Genomic DNA, 22094 nt, shown 5'->3' with positions numbered 1-22094 from the left:
AGTCATACATGACCAAGACCGTTATCACCAGCGACAAGGCCCCAGCTGCCATCGGTACCTACTCCCAGGCGATCAAGGCCGGCAACACCGTCTACATGTCGGGCCAGATTCCTCTGGACCCAAAGACCATGGAACTGGTTGAAGGCTTCGAAGCCCAGACCGTCCAGGTGTTCGAGAACCTCAAAGCCGTGGCTGAAGCCGCTGGCGGTTCGTTCAAGGACATCGTCAAGCTGAACATCTTCCTCACCGACCTGAGCCACTTCGCCAAGGTCAACGAGATCATGGGCAAGTACTTCGATCAGCCGTACCCGGCCCGCGCCGCCATCGGCGTTGCTGCCCTGCCGAAGGGTTCGCAGGTCGAAATGGATGCCATCCTGGTCATCGAGTAATGCGCACGGCGCAGCCTTCAAACGCTGCGCCGACTGCTCTGCGGTAAAGAAAAGGTTTTGAAAGGATTCCACCATGCGCAAAGCGCTTGCTCTCTCGCTGCTCGCCATTTTCCTCGGCGGCTGTGCCAGCGACCCCGCCGACCGTGACATCAGCGGCACCTGGATCAACCAGGTGGCGATCGACGCTGCTGCCAAGGGCGGCCCCCTGCGCGAAGCGCTTCAGGCCTATGGCCCGAACCTGGAGTGGGACGTCAACACCAAGGCTGGTCAGGCCCGCTACACCAACGGTTTCGAGAACGTCGAAGGACGGCTGCAGGGCGAACAGTCCGGCGCCTGGAAAGTCGACTTCTATGGCAGCTCCGGCAGTGAGCTGAAACGCGACGGCGGACGGATGAAACAAGCCGCCACCGAGAACGAGCCGGATCAGTTGTTCGACCGCGCGCAAATCCCCGTACCGGAAGGCGCGCCAATCGGTGCCAGCTTCGAACGGGCGCTGTATTCAGCGTACCTGGGCGGCAGCTGGAAGATTGCCAGCGGCGACGGCGAAGGCAACACCGTGCAGTTCCAGGCCGACGGCCAGGTCTCCGGTCTGCCCGGCGCCGACCGCTATGCCCTGTGCCTGGCAGGCGACTGCGCCTCGATGAACAGCGACCACGACAGCATGTGGCTGCAACTCAACGGCCAGGGCAACAACTGGATCTTCGCCCGCAAAGGCAAGGCGCTGGAGATTTTCCAGGCAGTGAATACCGCACTGGCGGATGAAATGCCGCAGTTCACCCCGGGTGAGCGCAAGTGGTTGCTTGAGAAGCAGTAACCACACCTGAGGGCAACACATAGCCCTGTAGGAGTGAGCCTGCTCGCGATGACGGTTTAACAGCCAACATAAGTGTTGAATGTTATGGCCACATCGCGAGCAGGCTCACTCCTACAATTGTTTTTGGGTGTCTGGAAGTCAGCATTTACCTTCAAGAATCGCCGCATAGCCTTCACGGTAACTCGGATACTTCGGCGTCCAGCCCAGCGCCTTCGCCCGGGCATTGCTGCAGCGCTTGCTGCCGGTGCGGCGTACGCTGGCGTCTTCCGCCCAATCGGTGACACCCAGATACTCGCGCAACCAGGCGACCACTTCGGCCAGCGGTGCCGGCGCATCGTCCACACCGATATAAACATCCTGCAACGGCGCGCCCTGATGAGCTGCCTGCAGCAGAAACGCCATCAGCCCCGCCGCGTCATCAGCATGAATGCGATTGCCGTATAGCGGCGGCTCGACCGCCACCCGATAACCGCGACGTACCTGGGTCAACAGCCATTCACGTCCCGGGCCGTAAATGCCGGTCAGGCGCACGATGCTCGCCGGGATACCGCTGTTCAGCGCCACTTGCTCAGCCTCAAGCATCACCTGCCCGGAATAGCCGCTGGCGACGGTCGCTGAATGTTCGTCGACCCACTCCCCTTCCTGCTGCCCGTACACACTGCTGCTGGAAACGAACAGTAGCCGATCAGGCGTCTGCCCGTAGTCGTCCAGCCAGCTAAGCACGTTCTGCAAACCCTGCACGTAGGCGGCGCGATAACCGGCTTCATCGTGATCGGTGGCGGCCGCGCAATACACCAGGTAATCCACCGCTCCGAACGGCCAGTTTTCCGGGCAATCTTCCTTGAACAGGTCACCGGCGACGCCGATGACGCCATCCGGCAAGCGCGAAACATCACGGCGCAGACCATGCACCTCCCAGCCGGCGGCCAACAATTGCGTAGCCAGACGACTGCCGACGTCACCACAACCGGCAATCAAAACAGAAGGCGCGGACATCAAAAAACTCCCAAACCAAAGGAACAGACTAGCCCTCGTAAAGGACGAACGGCTAGCAATCGTGGAAAAAAAGATACTCTATTACTTCTGTTAACAAGAATTACTTGCAATAATGCACCCCACTTTTGTTCTCGGCCTCACGAGGCCTGGAAGAGCATCAACCGTTTTCTACTTCAGGTCCGGCCAGCATGACACGTAATCAAAACCCCGCTTCGCCAACCAAACGACCTCGCGCCTTCAGCGCGGTGGCGGCCCTGCTGCTCAGCCTGATGCTGGCGCCGACCGCCGCCTTCGCCGATGCCCAGGCGCCAGCCGCCCCGGCTGCCACTGAACAGCACGCGCCTGCTACCGCCGCGCCAGCCGCCACCGACCCGGTACAGGCTGTAGACGCCAGCGCAGCAGACGCGCCTGAAGTGCTCGAACCTGACAACAGCTTGGGCATGGCCCACGACCTGTCGCCATGGGGCATGTACCAGAACGCCGACATCATCGTGAAAATCGTGATGATCGGTCTGGCCATCGCTTCCATCATCACCTGGACCATCTGGATCGCCAAAGGCTTCGAGCTGATGGGCGCCAAGCGTCGTCTGCGCGGTGAAATCGCTGCCCTGAAAAAAGCCGCGACCCTCAAGGAAGCCAGCGCCACTGCGGCAAAGGAAGGCACCCTGGCCAACCTGCTGGTGCACGACGCGCTCGAAGAGATGCGCCTGTCGGTCAACAGCCGCGAGAAAGAAGGCATCAAGGAGCGCGTCAGCTTCCGTCTTGAGCGTCTGGTCGCTGCCTGTGGCCGCAACATGAGCAGCGGCACCGGCGTCCTCGCCACCATCGGTTCCACCGCGCCGTTCGTCGGCCTGTTCGGTACCGTGTGGGGCATCATGAACAGCTTCATCGGCATCGCCAAGACCCAGACCACCAACCTTGCCGTCGTGGCGCCGGGCATCGCCGAAGCGCTGCTGGCCACCGCGCTGGGCCTGGTTGCGGCGATTCCTGCGGTGGTGATCTACAACGTGTTCGCCCGCTCCATCGCCGGCTACAAGGCGCAGGTGTCCGACGCTTCGGCGCAGGTCCTGTTGCTGGTCAGCCGTGACCTCGATCACCAGCCTGAGCGCAGCAGCTCGCAACCACACATGGTGAAAGTGGGGTAATCGGCCATGGGCCTGCATTTGAAAGAAGGCGCAGACGACGATCTGGCCGAGAACCACGAAATCAACGTCACGCCGTTCATCGACGTGATGCTGGTGCTGCTGATTATTTTCATGGTGGCCGCGCCGCTGGCCACTGTGGACATCAAAGTCGACCTGCCGGCCTCGACCGCCAAACCGGCGCCGCGCCCGGAGAAACCGGTGTTCCTCAGTGTTAAAGCTGATCAGCGCCTGTACATCGGCGACGATGAAGTGAAAGCCGAAACCCTTGGCGCCGTGCTCGACGCCAAGACCCAGGGCAAGAAAGACACCACCATCTTCTTCCAGGCCGACAAGGGCGTGGACTACGGCGACCTGATGAGCGTGATGGATAAATTGCGTTCCGCCGGTTACCTGAAGGTCGGTCTGGTGGGCCTTGAGAGCGCAGCCAAGAAATGATCACGACGCGCCATAAGCTGACGCGTTACAGCGGTAGCCTGGCCGTGGTGCTGGGCGTTCACGCGCTGGCCATCGCGCTGGCGCTGAACTGGACCGCCCGCCCGCCCATCGAACTGCCGCCGCAGGCAATGATGGTTGAGCTGGCACCGGTTCCGACCCCGCCACCGCCTGCTCCGCCGAAAGTCGTCACACCGCCGCAGCCACCGGCTCCGGTTGAAGAGTTGCCGATTCCGAAACTGGCTGAAGCACCCAAGGCCGAGATTGCCGTACCGAAGCCCAAACCCAAGCCAAAGCCGAAACCGCAGCCGCCCAAACCGGTGGAGAAAAAACCGGAGCCGGTGAAGGAAAAACCTTCCGAGGAAAAACCGGCGGAGACACAGCCGACCCAGGCCCCGACGGAGAAATCCGCCCAGCCGGCACCGGGACCGTCGCCCGCACAAATGGCCGCCAAGGCCAGCTGGCAAAACACCCTGCTCGCGCACTTGGGCAAGTACAAGAAGTATCCGGCCAGTGCGCAGGCTCGCGGCAAGGAAGGCTTGAACCGTCTGCGTTTCGTCGTCGACGCTGAAGGCAATGTGTTGTCGTTCGAACTGGTGGGCCGCTCGGGCAACGCCGATCTGGACCGGGCCACCCTGGAAATGATCCGCCGCGCACAACCGCTGCCCAAGCCACCGGCCGACATGCTCAACAACGGCTCGATCGAAATTGTCGCGCCGTTTGTGTACTCGCTGGATAAACGCCGCTGATCCAATGTGGGAGCAGGATTGCTCGCGAAAGCGTCGTGTCAGTCGACATCCATGTTTCTGACACACCGCATTCGCGAGCAAGCCCGCTCCCACAGGGTCGACAGTGGGATCGAAAAGGCACCGAAAGGTGCCTTTTGCGTATCTGCACACTGCAAACTCACATTGCCCGGTGTCGCATTCCTCACTCAGTCTGATAACGTGCGTCTATCGATTGCAGCCGTTATGCTTGGCCCGCAACTTCATGGACGCTTGCTATGACCCTCACAGAATTACGCTACATCGTTACCCTCGCCCAAGAGCAGCACTTCGGCCACGCCGCCGAGCGTTGCCACGTCAGCCAGCCGACCCTGTCGGTGGGCGTGAAAAAACTTGAAGACGAACTCGGTGTGCTGATTTTCGAGCGCAGTAAAAGCGCCGTGCGCCTGACCCCGGTCGGCGAAGGCATCGTCGCCCAGGCGCAGAAAGTCCTGGAACAGGCGCAAGGCATCCGTGAACTGGCCCAGGCCGGCAAGAACCAGCTGACCGCCCCGCTGAAAGTCGGCGCGATCTACACCGTCGGGCCGTACCTGTTCCCGCACCTGATTCCACAACTGCACCGGGTCGCCCCGCAGATGCCGTTGTACATCGAAGAAAACTTCACCCACGTGCTGCGCGACAAACTGCGCAACGGCGAGCTCGACGCAATCATCATCGCCCTGCCGTTCAACGAAGCCGACGTGCTGACCCTGCCGCTGTACGACGAGCCGTTCTACGTCTTGATGCCAGCCCAGCACCCGTGGACGCAAAAAGAATCCATCGACGCCGCCCTGCTCAACGACAAGAGCCTGCTGCTGCTCGGCGAAGGCCACTGCTTCCGCGATCAGGTGCTTGAGGCCTGCCCGACCCTGACCAAGGGCAATGACGGCGCCAAACACACCACGGTGGAATCCAGCTCGTTGGAAACCATCCGCCACATGGTCGCGTCCGGTCTGGGGATCTCGATCCTGCCGCTGTCGGCCGTGGACAGCCACCACTACGCCCCGGGCGTGATCGAAGTGCGGCCGCTGTCGGCGCCGGTCCCGTTCCGCACCGTGGCGATTGCCTGGCGCGCCAGCTTCCCGCGGCCGAAAGCCATCGAGATCCTCGCCGACTCCGTTCGCCTGTGCTCGGTGGCCAAGCCCGCCGCACCGGTCACGGCCGGTTAAGCCAGGGTCATGACCGAGCTGTCGCAAGTGTCGGTGACGGCACTCAAGGATGTCGGCGAAGCCATGGCCGAGAAGCTGGCCAAGGTCGGCCTGGAAAACCTCCAGGACGTGCTGTTTCACCTGCCGTTGCGTTATCAGGATCGCACCCGTGTGGTGCCGATCGGCCACTTGCGCCCGGGACAGGACGCGGTGGTCGAAGGCACCGTCAGCGGCGCCGACGTGGTCATGGGCCGGCGTCGCAGCCTCGTCGTGCGCATGCAGGACGGCACCGGCGGCCTGAGCCTGCGCTTCTACCATTTCAGCAACGCGCAGAAAGAAGGCCTCAAGCGCGGCACACGGATTCGCTGCTACGGCGAAGTGCGACCCGGCGCCTCGGGACTGGAAATCTACCACCCGGAATACCGCGCCATCACCGGTGACGAACCGCCGCCCGTGGATGAAACCCTGACCCCGGTCTATCCGCTCACCGAAGGCCTGACCCAACAGCGCCTGCGCCAGTTGTGCATGCAGACCCTGACGCTGCTCAAGCCGAACACCCTGCCCGACTGGCTGCCGACCGAACTGGCCCGTGACTACCAACTGGCGCCGCTGGCCGACGCGATCCGCTACCTGCACAACCCGCCCGCCGATGCCGATGTCGATGAGCTGGCCCTCGGTCATCACTGGGCCCAGCATCGCCTGGCCTTCGAAGAACTGCTGACCCATCAGCTGTCGCAACAACGTCTGCGCGAAAGCATGCGTTCCCTGCGCGCGCCAGCGATGCCGAAGGCGAAAAAGCTGCCGCCGAAATACCTGGCCAACCTCGGTTTCAACCCGACCGGCGCCCAGCAACGCGTCGGCAACGAAATCGCCTACGACCTCAGCCAGCACGAACCGATGCTGCGCCTGATTCAGGGCGACGTCGGCGCGGGCAAAACCGTGGTCGCCGCCCTCGCGGCACTGCAAGCGCTGGAGGCCGGTTATCAGGTCGCATTGATGGCACCGACCGAGATCCTTGCCGAGCAACACTTCATCACCTTCAAGCGCTGGCTCGAACCGCTGGGCATCGACGTCGCATGGCTGGCAGGCAAGCTCAAGGGCAAGAACCGCGTCACCGCGCTGGAACAAATCGCCAGCGGCACGCCGATGGTGGTCGGCACTCACGCGCTGTTTCAGGATGAAGTGCAGTTCAAGAATCTGGCGCTGGTGATCATCGACGAACAACACCGCTTTGGCGTGCAGCAGCGTCTGGCGCTGCGGCAGAAAGGCGTCGGCGGGCGCATGTGTCCGCACCAACTGATCATGACCGCCACGCCGATCCCGCGCACGTTGGCGATGAGCGCCTACGCCGACCTCGACACCTCGATCCTCGACGAACTGCCGCCCGGTCGCACCCCGGTTAACACCGTGCTGGTCACCGACACCCGCCGCGTCGAAGTCATCGAACGGGTGCGCAGCGCCTGCGCCGAAGGGCGTCAGGCCTATTGGGTGTGCACACTGATCGAAGAATCGGAGGAGCTGACCTGTCAGGCCGCCGAAACCACGTTCGAAGACCTCACCGCCGCCCTCGGCGAGCTGAAAGTCGGGCTGATCCACGGGCGCATGAAGCCTGCAGAAAAAGCGGCGGTCATGGCTGAATTCAAGGCCGGCAACCTGCAACTGCTGGTCGCCACGACGGTGATCGAAGTCGGCGTCGACGTGCCCAACGCCAGCCTGATGATCATCGAAAACCCCGAGCGCCTGGGCCTCGCGCAGTTGCACCAGTTGCGCGGTCGCGTCGGCCGGGGCAGCGCGGTCAGCCATTGCGTGCTGCTCTACCATCCGCCGCTATCGCAGATCGGCCGCCAGCGCCTGGGCATCATGCGCGAGACCAACGACGGTTTCGTCATCGCCGAAAAAGACCTCGAACTGCGCGGCCCCGGCGAAATGCTCGGCACCCGTCAGACCGGTCTGCTGCAATTCAAAGTCGCCGACCTGATGCGCGACGCCGATCTGCTACCCGCCGTGCGCGATGCTGCGCAAGCGCTGCTGGAACGCTGGCCGACGCACGTCAGCCCATTGCTCGACCGTTGGTTGCGCCACGGGCAGCAATACGGCCAAGTGTGAGCACCGTCGCAGTTTGTGCAGGATCGTTCCTACAGAGCTGGTTATACTCCTGCCATTGTTTCAAAAACGGATACACACCATGACTGACGCAGCTCTCGCCCCTGAACTTCCGCACGCGCCGTCTGTAATTCGGCTGCTGCTCGGCAAGCTGGGGATCGCCTACGAAGAAGTGCTCGACCACCACGGCCTCAACGCTTCGCGCAAGGTACAAGCCGTGTTGCTGGACGATGCCGTCGGCGCGCTGATGGTGCTGTTTCCGCAGAGCCAGTTGCTCGACCTCAACCGCCTCGCCGAACTCACTGGCCGACGCCTGACCGCCGTGTCCACCGAGCGCCTGGAAAAGATGCTCGGCAAACACAGCCTGAGCCTGCTGCCGGGCCTGCCGGCACTGACCAGTTCGCCGTGTCTCTACGAAGAGAGCCTGCTGCGCGAACCGAAGCTGCTGATCAACTCCGGCGAGCCGGGCCTGCTGCTGGAAATCACCAGCGAAGCCTTCAAGAGCATGCTGACCAAGGCCAGCGCCGCCAACTTCGGCGAAGCCCTGAGCAGCATCCGCCCGAACCTTGATCGCCCGGACGATGACCGCGAGGAAATCACCCAGGCCGTGCAGGCATTCACCGCACGCCGGATCCAGCAGCGTCTGGAAGCGACCATCGAGATTCCACCGCTGGCCGAAACCGCGCAAAAAATCATCAAGCTGCGCGTCGACCCCAACGCCACCATCGACGACATCACCGGCGTGGTCGAAACCGACCCGGCGCTGGCTGCACAAGTGGTGAGCTGGGCTGCGTCGCCGTACTACGCCTCGCCGGGCAAGATCCGCTCGGTGGAAGACGCGATCGTTCGCGTGCTCGGTTTCGATCTGGTGATCAACCTCGCCCTGGGCCTGGCCCTCGGCAAGACCCTGAGCCTGCCGAAAGACCACCCGCAACACACCACGCCGTACTGGCAGCAATCGATCTACACCGCCGCCGTCATCGAAGGCCTGACCCGCGCCATGCCGCGCGCCCAGCGCCCGGAAGCCGGCCTGACCTACCTCGCCGGTCTGCTGCACAACTTCGGTTACCTGCTGCTGGCCCACGTGTTCCCGCCGCACTTCTCGCTGATCTGCCGCCACCTGGAGGTCAACCCGCACCTGTGCCACAGCTACATCGAGCAGCACCTGCTGGGCATCAGCCGCGAACAGATCGGCTCGTGGCTAATGCGCTACTGGGACATGCCCGATGAACTGGCCACTGCTCTGCGCTTCCAGCACGACCCAAGCTACGACGGCGCCTACGCCGAATACCCGAACCTCGTCTGCCTGGCCGTGCGCCTGCTGCGCAGCCGCGGCATCGGCTCCGGCCCCGACGAAGACATCCCCGACGCCCTGCTCGAACGCGTCGGCCTGACCCGCGACAAGGCAAATGACGTGGTCAGTAAAGTCCTCGAAGCCGAAGTCCTGCTGCGCGAACTGGCCTCGCAGTTCAGCCAGGCCTGAACCAAAACAGGCCCGCTCCCCCCAGGATTTATACAAATCCCTGTGGGAGCGAGCCTGCTCGCGAAGAATTCACCACGATCCAACTGGCTCAGCGAAACCCTGTGGTGAGGGGATTTATCCCCGGCCGGCTGCGCAGCAGTCGCAAACCCAGCCAACAGGGTGTGTCAGTTATATCGAGGTCTCAGGTTTTGGGGCCGCTGCGCAGCCCATCGGGGATAAATCCCCTCGCCACGACAGCCCATCTTCTCAAGCCCTTCTACTCAAGCCCTTCCACTCAAGCCTTAGGCTTCGCCTTCCTCGGCTTCAAATACTTCATCAATCCCTGAAACCACATCACCAGCGCCGGATTCCCCTTCAGCTGGATCGACTTGTCCTGAATCCCCTGCATAAACGCCAGCTGCTTGTTCTTCGCCTGCATCGTGGCAAAGGCATAACCCGCATCCTTGAACGCAATCGCAAACGCCGGCTCCGTCACCACCCCAGACTTGCTGGTAACGCGCTGATTCTTCACCACGAAATGCCGCGCCACTTTCCCGTCCAGCGTCTGCAGCTGAAACACCAGATCCTTGTCACCCAACTGCTGCTGGAACGCAGGATTTGTCCGGCTGGCCTTACCCATCAACAAACCCATCATCCACAGAAGAAAACGAAATTTCATGCGCACAGCCTCAAAAGGAAAATGAACGGCCGGGGCAGTGTAAGGGATTCAGACGATAACGCCACTATCTGCCGCTATTGGAAGATGATGCAGACCATTTCCCGCACGATGACCGCCAAGTCACAACTCGGCACCCACCGTCCTACACCTGTTGAAACACATCCCTGTAGGAGCTGCCGAAGGCTGCGATCTTTTGATCTTCCGGCCTGCAAACCTATGGGAAATTTCCTGCAAAATGCCGCGATACCTATGAACTAGGCAGGTTGGCAGTTCGTCGATAGCCTCTGTGTGTCGCCGCAAAATCGGCGACTCGGACGTGCAAGTCCGGTTCAGGTGCACATTCGTTGATGGCATTTCGCCGAGCGTTTTCCTATGCTCGCGGATCGTTATGGCGGCTGTGCGTCGGAGACCTTCGGGTCTGCCGGCCACCTGGACCGGTCTTGCACACCAACGCACAGCTGCCACCTATTTCGAAGTGCAAAGCGAATAGGTGTCGGCCTCACAACTCCAGGAAGCTGCACCATGATCAAACCAACACCCAATCCCCCCGAAACCCCAGACATATCGCCCTACGAATCACTGGAGTCCAAGAAATTCCACGAAGCCGCCGAACGCGCCCTCGACCACCACTTCAAACCGCGCACCGAATCCCAACCCAAACGCGAAACCGGCCTCTTCAGCCTCACCCCCGGCACCGACGCCGAAGCCCTCATGGCCAACGCCTCCGAAGACCTCCTGTCCATCAGCGCCATCGCCTGCGACCTCGCCGACGACCTCCACGGCTCACGCCGCTCGGTGGCGCTGGCCCTGAGCAGAATGGCGGATGGGGTGCGATTGATGGTGGAAGGGACGCTCGACCATATTGAAGTGCGGAACGTGGCGGCCAAGTGCTAGCGAAATTTGCGGATGAAAAAAGGGGACGTTAAGTCCCCTTTCTGCACCTATCGGTAAAAAATCCAGACACAAAAAAACTGCCAATCAGGCAGCTTTTTCGAGAATCCGAAACCTTCAGCCGGCCAGTCGACCGACAGGCTCGAAATCACTGCCTTTGGACAGTGCGACATCCAGAAAGCGGCTGCGCTTACCGGAACGTTTGGCCAAAACCTCACGAGCTTCGGCCTGGAACCGGGCAGCCATCATAGGCTTGGGTTCATGTTTGGACTTTTTCATGGAAACCTCTCGGGTCTCGAAATTTGACTGGATAGTATTACCGCTCAACCCCAATAACAAGCCGGCCCGTCGGATCAAAGCCAAACCCTAAACTCTCATACAACGGTATAGCAGCGGCGGCTGGTTCTTGAACTTCAATTTCCGTACAACCTATTAAGATCGCGTAGTTTTCAATCGCGGTTAGCGCCAAAGCAGCCACGGTGCCTCGCAACGGATGAGATCTGTCCGGCTTGCCCTCCAGAATCACAATCTTGATGCACAGCTTGCTCTTGCGAGGTGAGGCATAACACAACCCACATAATTCCCGGTCGAACCAAAGCGAGACATCAAAGCCTCGGATGTCAGCCTGCTTCCATTGATGCACGTCATGCCATGGGTATAGCGTAGCCTCATCCCCCCACAGATCGGCGGCTTCGATGGCAGCAAGAGTAATGGGCTCATATCGAATTTGAGTTGTATCAATACCTCTGGTTATGAGGTTCTGGTTCTCGCGCACCAGGGCTTCCGCTGCCTTACGCGCCTCAGATCTCCAGATCTGGTAGCGATACCCGTTCCCTCGACTCTTGGACATGGACAACCACTGGCAATTTTCAAGGTCGAGAGAGTAACGGCGTTTGAAAGCTTTTGAACATCAACAGAAATACCCTGACATTGATTATCTGGTCCGAGCAATCCGCGGCCTCTAGCTTCAGCCGCCTACGCCATCGCCCAACGGCAGGACGACACCAACACCACTTCAACACCGCCACATTGCATAACATCGCGCTGGGTGTAGGCATCCTTCCGGAGCGGCGAAAGCTGGAAGCGAAAGCAGCAGCGCAAGGCTGCCCGCCAAATAACGATAACTCATGAAGACATCCTTTTCGCCGTTAACCGACCTGCTGTTTAGTCATGCACTTTGCATAGCCGTCGGCGAACTTGGCATCGAATGACAGCTCCACTGGCTCCTCCAGTTCCGCCGAGGTGTTGAGCAATACCCGAGTGGCCGGGGTGTATTTGATCCAGCCGATGGTGCCGGTACCGTCGGTGTCAAAGAGCAACTTCGCACGCGCCACTTCGCCGTCATCTTCATCAATCAGCAAGTTGACCTTGTCCTTGCTGACATAGCGAAACGGGAAATTGCTGCTCCTGACCATTTCGGTGAAATAGCCATAGCAATTCGCTGCCTCGGCGGATGCCGGGATGGCGCAGATAAGGGGCAAGAGTAAAAGAGCATTCGGCGTGAGCCGAATGGAAAAACGGTTCATCCAATCATCCTTAATCAAGCGGCGGCGATTACAAGTCTTTGAACATCAGCAATCGGAACTCGTTGTTCACAAACTCGTAGTAGCGAGTCCTGTAGCGGGTTTCCAGCTCATTGCCCTGTGCGTCTTCTTCAGTATCGGCGGAAATGCCGGAAACGATGAGCATGCGACTATCGGGCTGGTAGACAATGCCGAACGTGCTGCCGTCGTAAGCATTCGGCAGACCGCCAACTACTTCACCGGTCTGGGCGTCCAGCACTTCGCCGCAAACGGCGCTACCGCCACAGCCGAGCCTGTGCAGGATGTAATGGCCGGCGAAGTTGACCTTGCCTTTCAGGGCTTGTGCCCGCGCTTGGTCCATCATTGGGCTGCTGTTTTCTTGCGGCACCAGCTTATGGTTGGGGCCGTTGAAAACTGGCGTGACGGTGTAATCCTTGAAGGTTGGATCTGCAGCGAAGGCCATGGCGGTTGAAATTGCCAAGAGACTGCCCGCTACCAGTGACAGCCAGTTCATACGCAACAATAGTGTTTTCACTTCCTATCCTTCGAACTCATCAATTGCAACTCACCATCCCGATACAACACCTCACACCCCACCCACGCAGGATCCACCTGCGGCATCACCGCCGACGGCTTTCGCAATTCGCGCAGCAACGTCGAGCCATGCGACAACCGCCCACCCATCCGCGCAATCACTGCCCGCGCCGTTTGGTAATGCGCGTGCCGCCCCGGATCGAGGGTGTCTTCGAGCAAGATGTCCTCGCCGAGAATGCCTTGCACTTGTCCCGGATAAATCATGAACCCGGTGGCCTGCTCCGCACCTTCGCGACCGTCCTGCCAAAAGCTGCCATCGCGGGTGCGCACATTGGGGTGCGGTGCAAACCAATGTTCGCGGTCCGCCAGTGGCATGGCGTGATGAAGCCGGAAGAAGATGCGCATCAGGTTGTCGCGATACCACTCGCGCACTTGCAAGTAATAACCGCGCAGGCCCGGCAGGCCGGTCGAGTGCGCGAGGCGGATCAGTCCGGGCCATTGCGGGAATGGCTGTAGCGGCAGCTCGCTCGACGCAGGTCGAGGCGTGGCCGGATCGGTTTCCCATGGCAGTCGATGAGGACTGTTTTCCAGGTTGTCGTAAGCGGTCGGCGGGCGGCCCAGCCAGTCGCCGCCGCTGCTGGCCAGTGCCGTGGCGATGCACAGATTGCCTTGCACCACGAACACGTAGAACCGGGAGAACCAGTCTGCTAATTGCTGGCCATCGGCAGCTTGGGCGACCAGTTCGGCAAGCTCCCGATCGAAGCGCTGCAAGCCGTTTTCAAGGTTCAGCAAATGGCCGCGGGCCTTGCGTTGCATACGCAAAAACAGCGGCAACGAACGCAACATCTTCAGCGGTTGCGACGGCAGATGCGGCGTCGCACCACCAACTTCACCGGCGTAGTTATCGGCGCTGATGCCCCAGTCGGCCAACCGGGCAAGAAACAGGTCATTGTTGATGTAGGACGCGCCGGCGAACACAGCAGTGAACGGCTCGTTGTCCTGCAGCACCCGCGCATCCCAACGCGCCATGATCGCCGGAATACTCGCAGCGGCTCGGCGCTGGGCGTACTCGACCAGCACGCTCGGTTGCGGCGGCAGAATCTCCGCAATGTTGGCGGCGGTCAGGTGCCGGCGCCAGCCGTAATCGCTGATCGGCCGGTATTGCAGGAGCCAGAGTTGCGAGCCGTCCCAGGCCCATTCGACGTCGCCGGGCACGTAGTGGAACACGCGCAACACGTCTTGCAGAAAGCGCCACAGCAGGTCTTCGGTCAAGCCGTGGGACGGCGTGAACGTGCCGCTGCGCCAGGCATCCCCAAGCCGCGAAAGCGTTGCTCGTGAGGGGCTGACGTGACCGTCGGCCAGCGTTTCGAGATGGCCTTCAACCCACTCCAGCTCTACCGAGAGATGGCGCACGAACGCGATCCCGGAAACTACCGGGGTGATGAAGCGTTGCACCACCACTTCCTCGACACCTTCGGCCGTCAATTCGGCGATGCGTTTCGGCACATTGGCGGTCGGCTCGCGCAGATAGGTGGTGCTCAAACCGGCATTCGCCGAGTCGGCCTGATCCTCGCCATAACTGGAGGAGCGCACCGCCCAAATCACATCAGGGTGGGCAGCGAGAAATGCCGGCAGACGCGGATCGCTGCAATCGTTGAGCGTCAGCGCCGCCGGCACCGCTTGCCGCGCCAGTTCGGCCAGGCGCAAACGCCCGCCTTTGGTGTGCGCAACAAACCCGCGCTCGCTCGACTCCAGCCACTGCGCGAACTGGGCGGGCGAGTCGATCCACGGGTAATGACCCCAACCAGATTTGAGGCTGATGGTCAGATCAGCCCGCGCAAGAATCGCCGACCACGCCGCCGCTTGCTCGATGCCGAGCACCGCGTCCTGATCGCCCCAAACCAGCTCGACCGGATCGGTGATCCACTCCAGCAGTGGCAACGCGGTATCGGCGCGAATCAGATCCCAATGCGGCACAAACGCACGGCAGCGCGCATAGCCGGCGCCCATGCGCTGGTACTGCTCGGGCGTCCAAGTCTGGTTGGAAAACTTGCGCGCGAACAACGTGGGTTTGTTCGACAGCAGCCAGTGGATGGTCTTGCGGATCGGAAGCGGTGACATCAGCGCCGGCAAGCGCCGCTGCCACAAAAACGCACCGACCGGCGCCAACAAAACGCTGCGGGAAAAGTGTCCGGGCCGACGCTGCAACGCATGCAATACAAGCAAGGCATTGACCCCCACCGCCATGATCGCGCTGCCCTTCTGCGTCATCGCCAGCAAGGTCTGCGCGTAGTCCGCCAGATCTTCGCAGGGTGGCTGCGGGTTGGCGCCGAAGCCTGGCAACTCCAGCGGTACCACGTCGTAGCGCTGGAAGTGCGGCAGCGCGTCATCCCACCAATCGGCGGCGCTGCCGTTGCCGGCCAGTAGGTACATCAACGGCTTGCTCATGGACGAGCCTCAGGTCAGATCGCGCAGAGCGGCGTCGAGGGTTGGATAGCGGAATGTGTAGCCGGCCTCGGTCAAACGCTGCGGCACCACGCGCTGACCGTCAAAAAACAACTGCGCCATCTCCCCTGCCAGCGCACGTACTGGCGCGGCTGGAATGTGGAACCACACCGGACGCTTGAGGACCTTGCCGGCCTGCTCGGCGAACGCTGCCTGACTGACCGTTTCCGGCGCCACCATGTTGTAGGTGCCGCGCAGACTGTCGTCATTGAAAGCCCTTGCGATCACCTGAAGCACATCGTCGCGATGCACCCAACTCATGATCTGCCGACCATCGCCCATGCGCCCGCCGAAGCCCAAGCGGAACGGCAGCAGCAACGGCGTCAACGCGCCGCCCGGGCCGAAGACCACGCCGAGGCGTAGCACCACCTGACGCACGCCAAACTCAGTGGCCGGTTGCGCGGCGGCTTCCCAACGCGCGCAGAGTTCGGCCATGAAACCGTCGCCCTTGCTGGCGTGTTCGTCGAGGTTTTCGCTGGCATCGCGCACGCCGTAGAAACCGATGGCCGAGGCCTGAATCCACAGTGCTGGTTTGTGCTCGGTGTTCTTCAACCAAGTCATCAACGCTTCGGTGGTGCCGACTCGGCTGGCGAGCAGTTGCGCCTGACGCTTGGAACTCCAGCGTGGGCCGGCGACGGGCGCGCCAGCGAGATTGATCACTACGTCGAAGGTTTCGTCGTGGCTGAGTTCGCCGAGCGAATGCATACAGCGGACGCGGCCGTTGAACAAGGCGGCGGCGCTCAACGGATCACGCGTTAGAACGCTAATTGAATGACCGGCGTCGAGTAACTGGTGGACTAAAGCTTCACCTATAAACCCTGTGCCGCCGGTGATCAGTACGCGTTTAAAAGCGCTGCCAACAAACGGGTTGGATGTGCTCGGAGTCTTTACTGAAGGGGATTTTCGGCGGTCATGGCGATACAGCCAAACCAGCGGTGGCAACAACACCAGCAACGCAAAACCGTCGAGCCACAGGTGCGACCAAACCTGCTTTTGCGCAGACAGCCACATGTCCTGCGGCGCCCATAACAGGACGCCGGCGATCAACCATCCCCACACTGCCGGGGCTTTCAAGCGACTGCCCAAGTGCACCAGCGCGAGCATGTACAACGAATAGCTTTGCAACGTCGCGCCAAACAGCGCGAACCACCAAACCTGTTGTTCGTGACCGGCGGTGGGAACCGCATCGGCGCCCCAGAATGCGAGTTCGAGGGTGTGCAAATAGCCGTCGAGTAAACCGGAGTGACCGGCCCAGGTCAGGGTGAGGCCGGCGAGAATGTGCACGATTGCGGCGGCGTATAGCCAGAGCACTAGCGCAGGGCGAAGGGAGTTCGAGGGGGCTGGCATTCCGTGTCCTGAGCGCATTCCTTGGGGGTGGGGGAGTTTAAAGGAAAATGGGAGTTGTCAGACGCTTAAGCACTAAACGTTTTATGGTGACGGATTCAGGCTCAGCGCGTGCGAAAGCGCATCAAACATGCCCCAAAATTCAAATGCAGTGGCAAGCCTCAATCGGCGCGGCGCCTGACGATCCCAATCGCCCCACGATGAAGAGGCCCAACTGATTACCTTTGTCAGCCGCCATTTGATAACAGGCTAACGCCCGAGACATATCCTTCGTTCTAAGCTCGCCACAACAAACCGTTTCACTGTGTTCTTCCTTGAGTCATTCAGGCTTTGCGTTTGGAGAACCGGGTGACGCATTGCTTGGTTATGTTCATTTCCCAGTAGGTGCTGAGCAACACTTTACGCTTTTTGTCGACGCGCAAATTAACGAATCCATCGCCGCAATCCGGCTGCAATTCTTCGAAGGTGCCGATTCTGGCTTGGTAAATGAACACCCGGTAGTAGTCGTAAGTACCCATGCCGTCATCAAGCTGCCAGATCGCGAAATCCTGAGCGCCGTCGAAATTGAAATCGTCGAACTGCATGTGGAGTTCGTTTACGGCTTCAAAATCGACCGTCCGCGACTCGTTATGCGTTTCGCCTTTAACCGCGACGTTCAGCGTGGAGCCTTTGAGAACCAGCGTTGTTTCAACGCCTTGGGTTGGGCTGAACGTAGCGGTTTCGGCTAGCGACGGGATCGTCCACAGCAGGCCCAGCAGTGATAACGCTAAAGTTTTGAAATGCATGTACTCGCAGAACAGATCCATTAAAGCTCCGTAGTAAATGTCCCATCAAACAATAACGTTTCTAAGGCCTAGTCATGACCCGTGAGCCTTAACAGAAGAAGAGAAGTCTGCAACTTCTTCTATTACTGCGTTGTAGCACGCTGCCTAACCCGATCAGGAACCTTGGCTTGCTTGCCATTCTCGCTCATGAGATCGGTGTATACCTTATAGTTCTTTCCTGCGGATGCTTTATCACCCGCCTCCCAATAAGCATCTGCGAGATTAAGATAGGCAACTGTCCGCTTCGGATTTTCTGAAATAACTTTTTTCAAGAGCCAAATTGCGTCGGTATTGAAGCCTGCTTGCTGCCAAAAAAATGCTACGTCATTGAAAACTTGTTGGCTGGCAGAAGAGTAACCATACTCACCAATGTAGCGTTCAATAAAATCACGTTTCGGAAAGCTAGAAAATCTTGCTTTATCCTTATAAAGGCGCGACGTGGCGTTTTTGAACTCGACCAAAAGTTCTTCTTTTATATTTTCCTCAACACCAGAGACCATTTCTATCTTACTCAGACATTCAGCGCTTTCACATTTCTGCGCTTCATCATGTTCAAACACTGAATAGCAATATGGTTGTGGTTGCCCCGCAGAGCCAGGACCTTTCTGTAGATACACCAGACTTTCACCACTTGCATTAATTGGTTGGCAATAAGGAACCACACCGAAAGCGTCAGGTACTCCGGATTTATTCTTGATAATATCCACGCCACTTACGATCTTGCTCGCATCAAGTGTTTGCACTTTTCCGTCAGCACTCAAAATCCAGAAGGTGTTTTCCTGAGAGCTACAGTCACATTCACAGCTCAATATATAACTCTGGCTCCTGATATCAAACTTCGCCTTTGGAACGCCATCAGAACCACAGAAGTTCTCAGAAATAGCCACTGAGCAAATATTGGTATCAGGATCGCATGCCAGCTTTTTCCCTTCGCTCCACGCTGGAGACGAAAACAAAATCAAAATAATAAACCAGCGGAAATTAAAGCTCACAGATGTCACCCTCTACGATTATTCCGTAATTTCCTTTTTCTCGCGTGGCGGTATTGCCATTTATTGTAGCGGTATACTTTTGTCCCTGAATGATTCCCATCCAGCGACTGAAGGCATCGGCCCTATACGCTTCCGAGGCTTTTTCCGCTCGTTTTTACAGACAACAATCAGTAGCTCTTTTTGAGAAAATTGGGAAAATTGGGGACAGACCACGTTTTTCGGATTCTACTAAAAGGTGGTCTGGCCCTATTTCACTACTCTGAACCACCAAGTTCAGCAATCAAAAAATCGGAATCTGAAAACGCATCCTTCCCATGCACCGATCTTTAGCTTCGCCGAATAACCGGGATGTTATCGCGCAGTTTTCTTCTGCATATCCTTTCCAAGCCGGTCCAAAATCCTCGTTACCACCGACAAATTTCAAAGCTTCCGAATAATTCATAGCGGTGGCTTTTTCATTAACTAACGATACGGCTTTATAAAAACCATCTCCTATGACCCCGGTGCGAAGATAAACAAGTTCGGCAACACGAAAACTCGTCAACTGTTTCTTACACGACAATTGCTCAATCGGAGACTCTCCGCCTTCTTCATCATCGTTTTTGCAGTATTCATCCCTAAGGGTTATCCATTTTTTTTGCGTAGAAAGCAGCGCCGCTTTATTTGATGAATCGAGCTCGGCAGACAAAGCTTTGTATTGCTCATTCAGAACTTTATCAATTTTTTCAAACGATTTCTGGGAACAGTTTACAATATCAGGATTTGTTGAATTGACGGTATTACAATCAATATCGGCCGACGCAACGCCGGCATAAAGAAATACCGTCGATAAAACAGAAAATATTTTCTTCGTCACTTCCAGCAATTGCATTTCAACGCCTCCTCAAAAAAAACCGCTTCTTTTTCACGTCTCGTGGCTACGCCGGCGGTATTAGGATCATTCTCCCAAAGCCGCTTCATGCTACGTAGCCGGGATGGAATCAGTTCGGTTTTATCGTTATCGAAATCTTCTTTTATCTGTTTCATCTCTAGTCGCTTCAATGCCTTAGCGGGCGTATTCCCTGATAACGAATTGCCCCGATTGACTACAAGAGAAAGTAATACACCCTGACAATCCGGATGCAAATTTATAGCTTTAGGGTATACGTCAACAACTTGTTGCGCATACCGTTTCTTCATAATTACAGCTAACTTTAAAGCGTTATCTTTACTAATGGATATCGAGCTGACGTTGTGCACATAGTCGCGCGCATCCTGTCCTTTCTTGCCAAGAGCCCCTTTTAATCTTTCTATTTCTTCAGGGGTATACAGATCTTTAAGCTCTGCATCAACTCTCGCCGCTGTTTGCTGCCCCAGATCGTAACCATAACCTATCGTTATTCCACTGCTGGCATCGGACAAAGCATATGGATGTTCCCGATAAGCTTCGATTGCTAACAGAAATTCAAATAGCTTCTTGGACACCACATATGGCCCGACCGTTGTATCGAGGGTATAGACTTCGGCCTTGCACTTCTCAGGACAGCCGGACAAGAAACCGCCCAACAAACCAAGCAAATGAATATGCTGAACGTTATTATCACTGGTTATGCCATGTTTCCCAACCAGCTTATCCCACCAACTCAAGCGTTCAATTCTAAGTTTTTCTTCCACCCACTGCTGATGAGGATCCGAGACACTATGCCCCATCAGTTCGTCCAGCGAATCCCACTTTTCTCTTTTGAACTGCCACTCGCTTTCGTAACGCGTAACCATTTGAGATATCGGCTGAGAAAACCAAGGTTTGCTTAACACTTCCTTGATTTCTGCGGGTGTAAGTTTGTTGTCGCTGTTTTTATCGAGCATCTTGTACAGACACTGCTTAGCGGGACCGTCATTGGCGTTTCCAATGTTTGGCAAATATGTCGCTCGCTCTTCCTCGGTCAAATTTTCCTGAGCATGGAGAGATGCCGCGAGGTGGTCCGCATTACTGACAGTTTCTTCGATGAAACTGAAACCTTCCCACTCAAAGGGTGAATGCCGCGATAACTTGGTATCTGGCTCTGCAAACCATCCATTGAGCTCATTCCCGTCGGCATCACCCAATAACCCGTCCAGGCGCCACCACAACGTATAGGTAGTGTTTCCTCCCATGACAACAGGAACCTTTATTTTTTTCTCGGCGGGTAGAGCCTCCAGCATTCCGACGGGAATCAGAAAATCATAGCCAACCGTTTTGTGTGGATCAGTCACTTTAGGTGGATTGGAAGGACCCATTCCTTCCATATGAGTAACCACCACGCTGCCTTTCGGAATTTTCACTAACGTTTTTTCAGCTGCTGGCAGTCCCGCAGCTTTCTCTTTGCTCTGCGCGGTAAAGGCTTTCACGTCTTCACAGCTGAACATCTCTACGTGCAGTAGATTTTTGGGGGCTGAATCGGAGTGATTCTGATACTTCCCTACATGTCCAATCAGACTGCCCGCGGTAATCGGGAATGGAGTCGCCAAGACATGCACGGCGTCCTTTTCGGCTGGCTCACTCTTGGCCTCAAGTAGCCCTTCCCAGACATATCCAAGCACCTCCCCCGCTGCCAGCGGCGGAACAGCGTTCCCACTGACGATCTCCAGCAGTTTCTGGTACTTACCACGCGTCCCGTCGTTTCCGATTTTAACTTGCGTACCGTGCGGCAAAATTGCTTTCACAGCGCCTGACTGGCTAGCAGAGGCGCGTACGACAAGACCTTTCTGTGGTGGAGTCATTGGGTCTTTGGCAGCGGCTCCAATGACATAAGTATTGGGCGTTGAACCTGCGGTCATCTCTCTTTTGAACACCCAGCCTGTACCTGGCGGCAGGGCGCCACTGGCTGGCGTGACGCTGACAACCTTGAGCCAACCATTGTGCTCTTCGCCTGTCTCGACAACCGTGCCGCGATTCAAAACTGTCAAGACCGTTGCATACCCGGGCTTTCCTCGTGGTTCCTGGCGGACACGCAAGCCCAGAAGTTCATCGTTGGCAGTCGCCTTGACCTGCAACGTACCGCCGCTCCAAAAGACCGGCCGCGGCAGTGCTGGGGTTTCTTCGTAGCTTTTCCATTGCAACAAATGCATATACAGGCTGAAAAAGGTAAGACTCGGGCCGGGAACGGGTGCTGCAGGAGGAGATCCCGCAGGTACCGCCGGCGCTGGCGGCATCGGCACTTCCAATCGGTGTTTGACCAATACAAAGCCAGTGGAAAAGTCGGACTGGCTTGTACCGAAATTCGACTTGGGATAGATGCTATCGATTCGATAGGCAACCACTTCACCGTCCGCTATGCATCGGACTTCTGTCGAGTCCTGCACCAGACCCGAATCTTCATCGAAATGCACGCCGCCATGCCAAAGCCCATTGGCCCCCAGCGGATAGTAACCATCCTTCGCTTTGGCTAACGCCTTGTAGAACTGCTGCGGATCGGTCGCTTCGGCCGTCCCTACTTTCAAGGGATAAGACCATTTTTCTACTTTCTTGGTTGTCTCTGTCATTACCAATTACCTGAATTCTGATCCCTGGTGGCTTGGATTGCCGTCGAT

Annotated in this window: 21 protein-coding genes; 9 read left to right on the top strand and 12 right to left on the bottom strand. The window is 58.0% G+C overall.

Translation table 11 applies throughout. The features are described from left to right. Positions 1–8: 8 nt before the first annotated feature. Together V3W27_RS01740 and V3W27_RS01735 are read left to right on the top strand one after the other, a co-directional pair. Complete coding sequence (locus V3W27_RS01740) at positions 9–389, top strand: RidA family protein (RefSeq protein WP_003229509.1); 381 nt, start codon at positions 9–11, stop codon at positions 387–389. A gap of 73 nt (positions 390–462) precedes the next feature. Further along, complete coding sequence (locus V3W27_RS01735) at positions 463–1203, top strand: hypothetical protein (protein WP_027610405.1); 741 nt, start codon at positions 463–465, stop codon at positions 1201–1203. A 138-nt stretch (positions 1204–1341) separates the two neighbouring features. Here the strand turns inward: V3W27_RS01735 and V3W27_RS01730 are convergent, their stop codons facing one another. Next, positions 1342–2199 (bottom strand): SDR family oxidoreductase, encoded by an 858-nt coding sequence (locus V3W27_RS01730; protein ID WP_330205788.1) that lies wholly within the window; start codon positions 2197–2199, stop codon positions 1342–1344. 188 nt (positions 2200–2387) lie between these two features. On the opposite strand from V3W27_RS01730, the gene exbB reads away from it, so the two are divergent. The 6 genes from exbB to V3W27_RS01700 all read left to right on the top strand — a co-directional run bounded on the left by exbB (position 2388) and on the right by V3W27_RS01700 (position 9274). After that, on the top strand, positions 2388–3344 hold the full coding sequence (gene exbB / locus V3W27_RS01725; protein WP_330205787.1) for a tonB-system energizer ExbB: 957 nt from the start codon (positions 2388–2390) through the stop codon (positions 3342–3344). 6 nt (positions 3345–3350) lie between these two features. Continuing rightward, positions 3351–3779 (top strand): TonB system transport protein ExbD, encoded by a 429-nt coding sequence (exbD, locus tag V3W27_RS01720; RefSeq protein WP_047297280.1) that lies wholly within the window; start codon positions 3351–3353, stop codon positions 3777–3779. After that, the gene (locus V3W27_RS01715) at positions 3776–4525 is read left to right on the top strand and encodes an energy transducer TonB family protein (protein ID WP_095137707.1); all 750 of its coding nucleotides are present in this window, start codon (positions 3776–3778) and stop codon (positions 4523–4525) included. Before exbD ends, V3W27_RS01715 begins: the two co-directional genes overlap by 4 nt. A 254-nt stretch (positions 4526–4779) precedes the next feature. Further along, the gene (locus tag V3W27_RS01710) at positions 4780–5709 is read left to right on the top strand and encodes a hydrogen peroxide-inducible genes activator (protein WP_027610401.1); all 930 of its coding nucleotides are present in this window, start codon (positions 4780–4782) and stop codon (positions 5707–5709) included. A 9-nt stretch (positions 5710–5718) separates the two neighbouring features. Then, the gene (recG, locus tag V3W27_RS01705; RefSeq protein ID WP_330205786.1) at positions 5719–7794 is read left to right on the top strand and encodes an ATP-dependent DNA helicase RecG; all 2076 of its coding nucleotides are present in this window, start codon (positions 5719–5721) and stop codon (positions 7792–7794) included. Between the two features lie 79 nt (positions 7795–7873). Further along, positions 7874–9274 (top strand): aminoacyl-tRNA deacylase and HDOD domain-containing protein, encoded by a 1401-nt coding sequence (locus tag V3W27_RS01700; RefSeq protein ID WP_095137709.1) that lies wholly within the window; start codon positions 7874–7876, stop codon positions 9272–9274. Between the two features lie 274 nt (positions 9275–9548). On the opposite strand, the gene V3W27_RS01695 is transcribed toward V3W27_RS01700, so the two are convergent. Then, positions 9549–9932 carry a helicase gene (locus V3W27_RS01695; RefSeq protein ID WP_134784991.1) on the bottom strand — a complete coding sequence of 128 codons (384 nt, stop codon included), beginning with the start codon at positions 9930–9932 and terminating at the stop codon, positions 9549–9551. Positions 9933–10454: 522 nt separating this feature from the next. Here V3W27_RS01695 and V3W27_RS01690 point away from each other — a divergent pair. Further along, the gene (locus V3W27_RS01690; RefSeq protein ID WP_096795396.1) at positions 10455–10826 is read left to right on the top strand and encodes a DUF6124 family protein; all 372 of its coding nucleotides are present in this window, start codon (positions 10455–10457) and stop codon (positions 10824–10826) included. Between the two features lie 114 nt (positions 10827–10940). On the opposite strand, the gene V3W27_RS01685 is transcribed toward V3W27_RS01690, so the two are convergent. The 10 genes from V3W27_RS01685 to V3W27_RS01640 form a co-directional block, all read right to left on the bottom strand. Continuing rightward, positions 10941–11102, bottom strand: a complete 162-nt coding sequence (locus V3W27_RS01685; protein WP_177434699.1) for a hypothetical protein — start codon at positions 11100–11102, stop codon at positions 10941–10943. A 37-nt stretch (positions 11103–11139) separates the two neighbouring features. Next, complete coding sequence (locus V3W27_RS01680) at positions 11140–11673, bottom strand: N-acetyltransferase (RefSeq protein WP_096795397.1); 534 nt, start codon at positions 11671–11673, stop codon at positions 11140–11142. A gap of 298 nt (positions 11674–11971) precedes the next feature. Next, complete coding sequence (locus tag V3W27_RS01675) at positions 11972–12349, bottom strand: hypothetical protein (RefSeq protein WP_096795398.1); 378 nt, start codon at positions 12347–12349, stop codon at positions 11972–11974. Between the two features lie 28 nt (positions 12350–12377). Next, a complete protein-coding gene (locus V3W27_RS01670) occupies positions 12378–12860 on the bottom strand; it encodes a hypothetical protein (RefSeq protein ID WP_115988615.1) in 483 nt (160 codons plus the stop codon). 17 nt (positions 12861–12877) lie between these two features. Continuing rightward, positions 12878–15328 carry an alpha/beta hydrolase gene (locus V3W27_RS01665; protein ID WP_330205785.1) on the bottom strand — a complete coding sequence of 817 codons (2451 nt, stop codon included), beginning with the start codon at positions 15326–15328 and terminating at the stop codon, positions 12878–12880. A 9-nt stretch (positions 15329–15337) separates the two neighbouring features. Continuing rightward, positions 15338–16732, bottom strand: coding sequence for a TIGR01777 family oxidoreductase (locus tag V3W27_RS01660; RefSeq protein WP_330205784.1), 1395 nt, complete (start codon positions 16730–16732; stop codon positions 15338–15340). 320 nt (positions 16733–17052) lie between these two features. Then, on the bottom strand, positions 17053–17514 hold the full coding sequence (locus tag V3W27_RS01655; protein WP_041071688.1) for an XAC2610-related protein: 462 nt from the start codon (positions 17512–17514) through the stop codon (positions 17053–17055). A 122-nt stretch (positions 17515–17636) separates the two neighbouring features. After that, positions 17637–18545 carry a tetratricopeptide repeat protein gene (locus V3W27_RS01650; protein ID WP_330205783.1) on the bottom strand — a complete coding sequence of 303 codons (909 nt, stop codon included), beginning with the start codon at positions 18543–18545 and terminating at the stop codon, positions 17637–17639. A gap of 280 nt (positions 18546–18825) precedes the next feature. Next, positions 18826–19416, bottom strand: coding sequence for a lysozyme inhibitor LprI family protein (locus V3W27_RS01645; protein ID WP_150370053.1), 591 nt, complete (start codon positions 19414–19416; stop codon positions 18826–18828). Then, positions 19398–22046 (bottom strand): pesticin C-terminus-like muramidase, encoded by a 2649-nt coding sequence (locus V3W27_RS01640; RefSeq protein ID WP_330205782.1) that lies wholly within the window; start codon positions 22044–22046, stop codon positions 19398–19400. The genes V3W27_RS01645 and V3W27_RS01640 overlap by 19 nt, the downstream gene beginning before the upstream one ends. Positions 22047–22094: the final 48 nt, after the last annotated feature.

Source organism: Pseudomonas sp. AM14(2022) (assembly GCF_036346455.1).
Lineage (GTDB): Bacteria > Pseudomonadota > Gammaproteobacteria > Pseudomonadales > Pseudomonadaceae > Aquipseudomonas > Aquipseudomonas putida_A.
This window is presented reverse-complemented; position numbering and strand designations above follow the sequence as displayed.

Bases quoted from the DNA above. Each gene is read 5' to 3' on its own strand.
- V3W27_RS01655 (WP_041071688.1), bottom strand. From the start codon at position 17,514: ATGCATTTCAAAACTTTAGCGTTATCACTGCTGGGCCTGCTGTGGACG.
- V3W27_RS01695 (WP_134784991.1), bottom strand. From the start codon at position 9,932: ATGAAATTTCGTTTTCTTCTGTGGATGATGGGTTTGTTGATGGGTAAG.
- V3W27_RS01700 (WP_095137709.1), top strand. From the start codon at position 7,874: ATGACTGACGCAGCTCTCGCCCCTGAACTTCCGCACGCGCCGTCTGTA.
- V3W27_RS01735 (WP_027610405.1), top strand. From the start codon at position 463: ATGCGCAAAGCGCTTGCTCTCTCGCTGCTCGCCATTTTCCTCGGCGGC.
- V3W27_RS01645 (WP_150370053.1), bottom strand. From the start codon at position 19,416: ATGCAATTGCTGGAAGTGACGAAGAAAATATTTTCTGTTTTATCGACG.
- V3W27_RS01685 (WP_177434699.1), bottom strand. From the start codon at position 11,102: ATGAAAAAGTCCAAACATGAACCCAAGCCTATGATGGCTGCCCGGTTC.
- exbB (WP_330205787.1), top strand. From the start codon at position 2,388: ATGACACGTAATCAAAACCCCGCTTCGCCAACCAAACGACCTCGCGCC.
- V3W27_RS01675 (WP_096795398.1), bottom strand. From the start codon at position 12,349: ATGAACCGTTTTTCCATTCGGCTCACGCCGAATGCTCTTTTACTCTTG.
- V3W27_RS01710 (WP_027610401.1), top strand. From the start codon at position 4,780: ATGACCCTCACAGAATTACGCTACATCGTTACCCTCGCCCAAGAGCAG.
- V3W27_RS01670 (WP_115988615.1), bottom strand. From the start codon at position 12,860: ATGAACTGGCTGTCACTGGTAGCGGGCAGTCTCTTGGCAATTTCAACC.
- V3W27_RS01665 (WP_330205785.1), bottom strand. From the start codon at position 15,328: ATGAGCAAGCCGTTGATGTACCTACTGGCCGGCAACGGCAGCGCCGCC.
- exbD (WP_047297280.1), top strand. From the start codon at position 3,351: ATGGGCCTGCATTTGAAAGAAGGCGCAGACGACGATCTGGCCGAGAAC.
- V3W27_RS01740 (WP_003229509.1), top strand. From the start codon at position 9: ATGACCAAGACCGTTATCACCAGCGACAAGGCCCCAGCTGCCATCGGT.
- V3W27_RS01680 (WP_096795397.1), bottom strand. From the start codon at position 11,673: ATGTCCAAGAGTCGAGGGAACGGGTATCGCTACCAGATCTGGAGATCT.
- V3W27_RS01715 (WP_095137707.1), top strand. From the start codon at position 3,776: ATGATCACGACGCGCCATAAGCTGACGCGTTACAGCGGTAGCCTGGCC.
- recG (WP_330205786.1), top strand. From the start codon at position 5,719: ATGACCGAGCTGTCGCAAGTGTCGGTGACGGCACTCAAGGATGTCGGC.
- V3W27_RS01690 (WP_096795396.1), top strand. From the start codon at position 10,455: ATGATCAAACCAACACCCAATCCCCCCGAAACCCCAGACATATCGCCC.
- V3W27_RS01730 (WP_330205788.1), bottom strand. From the start codon at position 2,199: ATGTCCGCGCCTTCTGTTTTGATTGCCGGTTGTGGTGACGTCGGCAGT.
- V3W27_RS01640 (WP_330205782.1), bottom strand. From the start codon at position 22,046: ATGACAGAGACAACCAAGAAAGTAGAAAAATGGTCTTATCCCTTGAAA.
- V3W27_RS01660 (WP_330205784.1), bottom strand. From the start codon at position 16,732: ATGCCAGCCCCCTCGAACTCCCTTCGCCCTGCGCTAGTGCTCTGGCTA.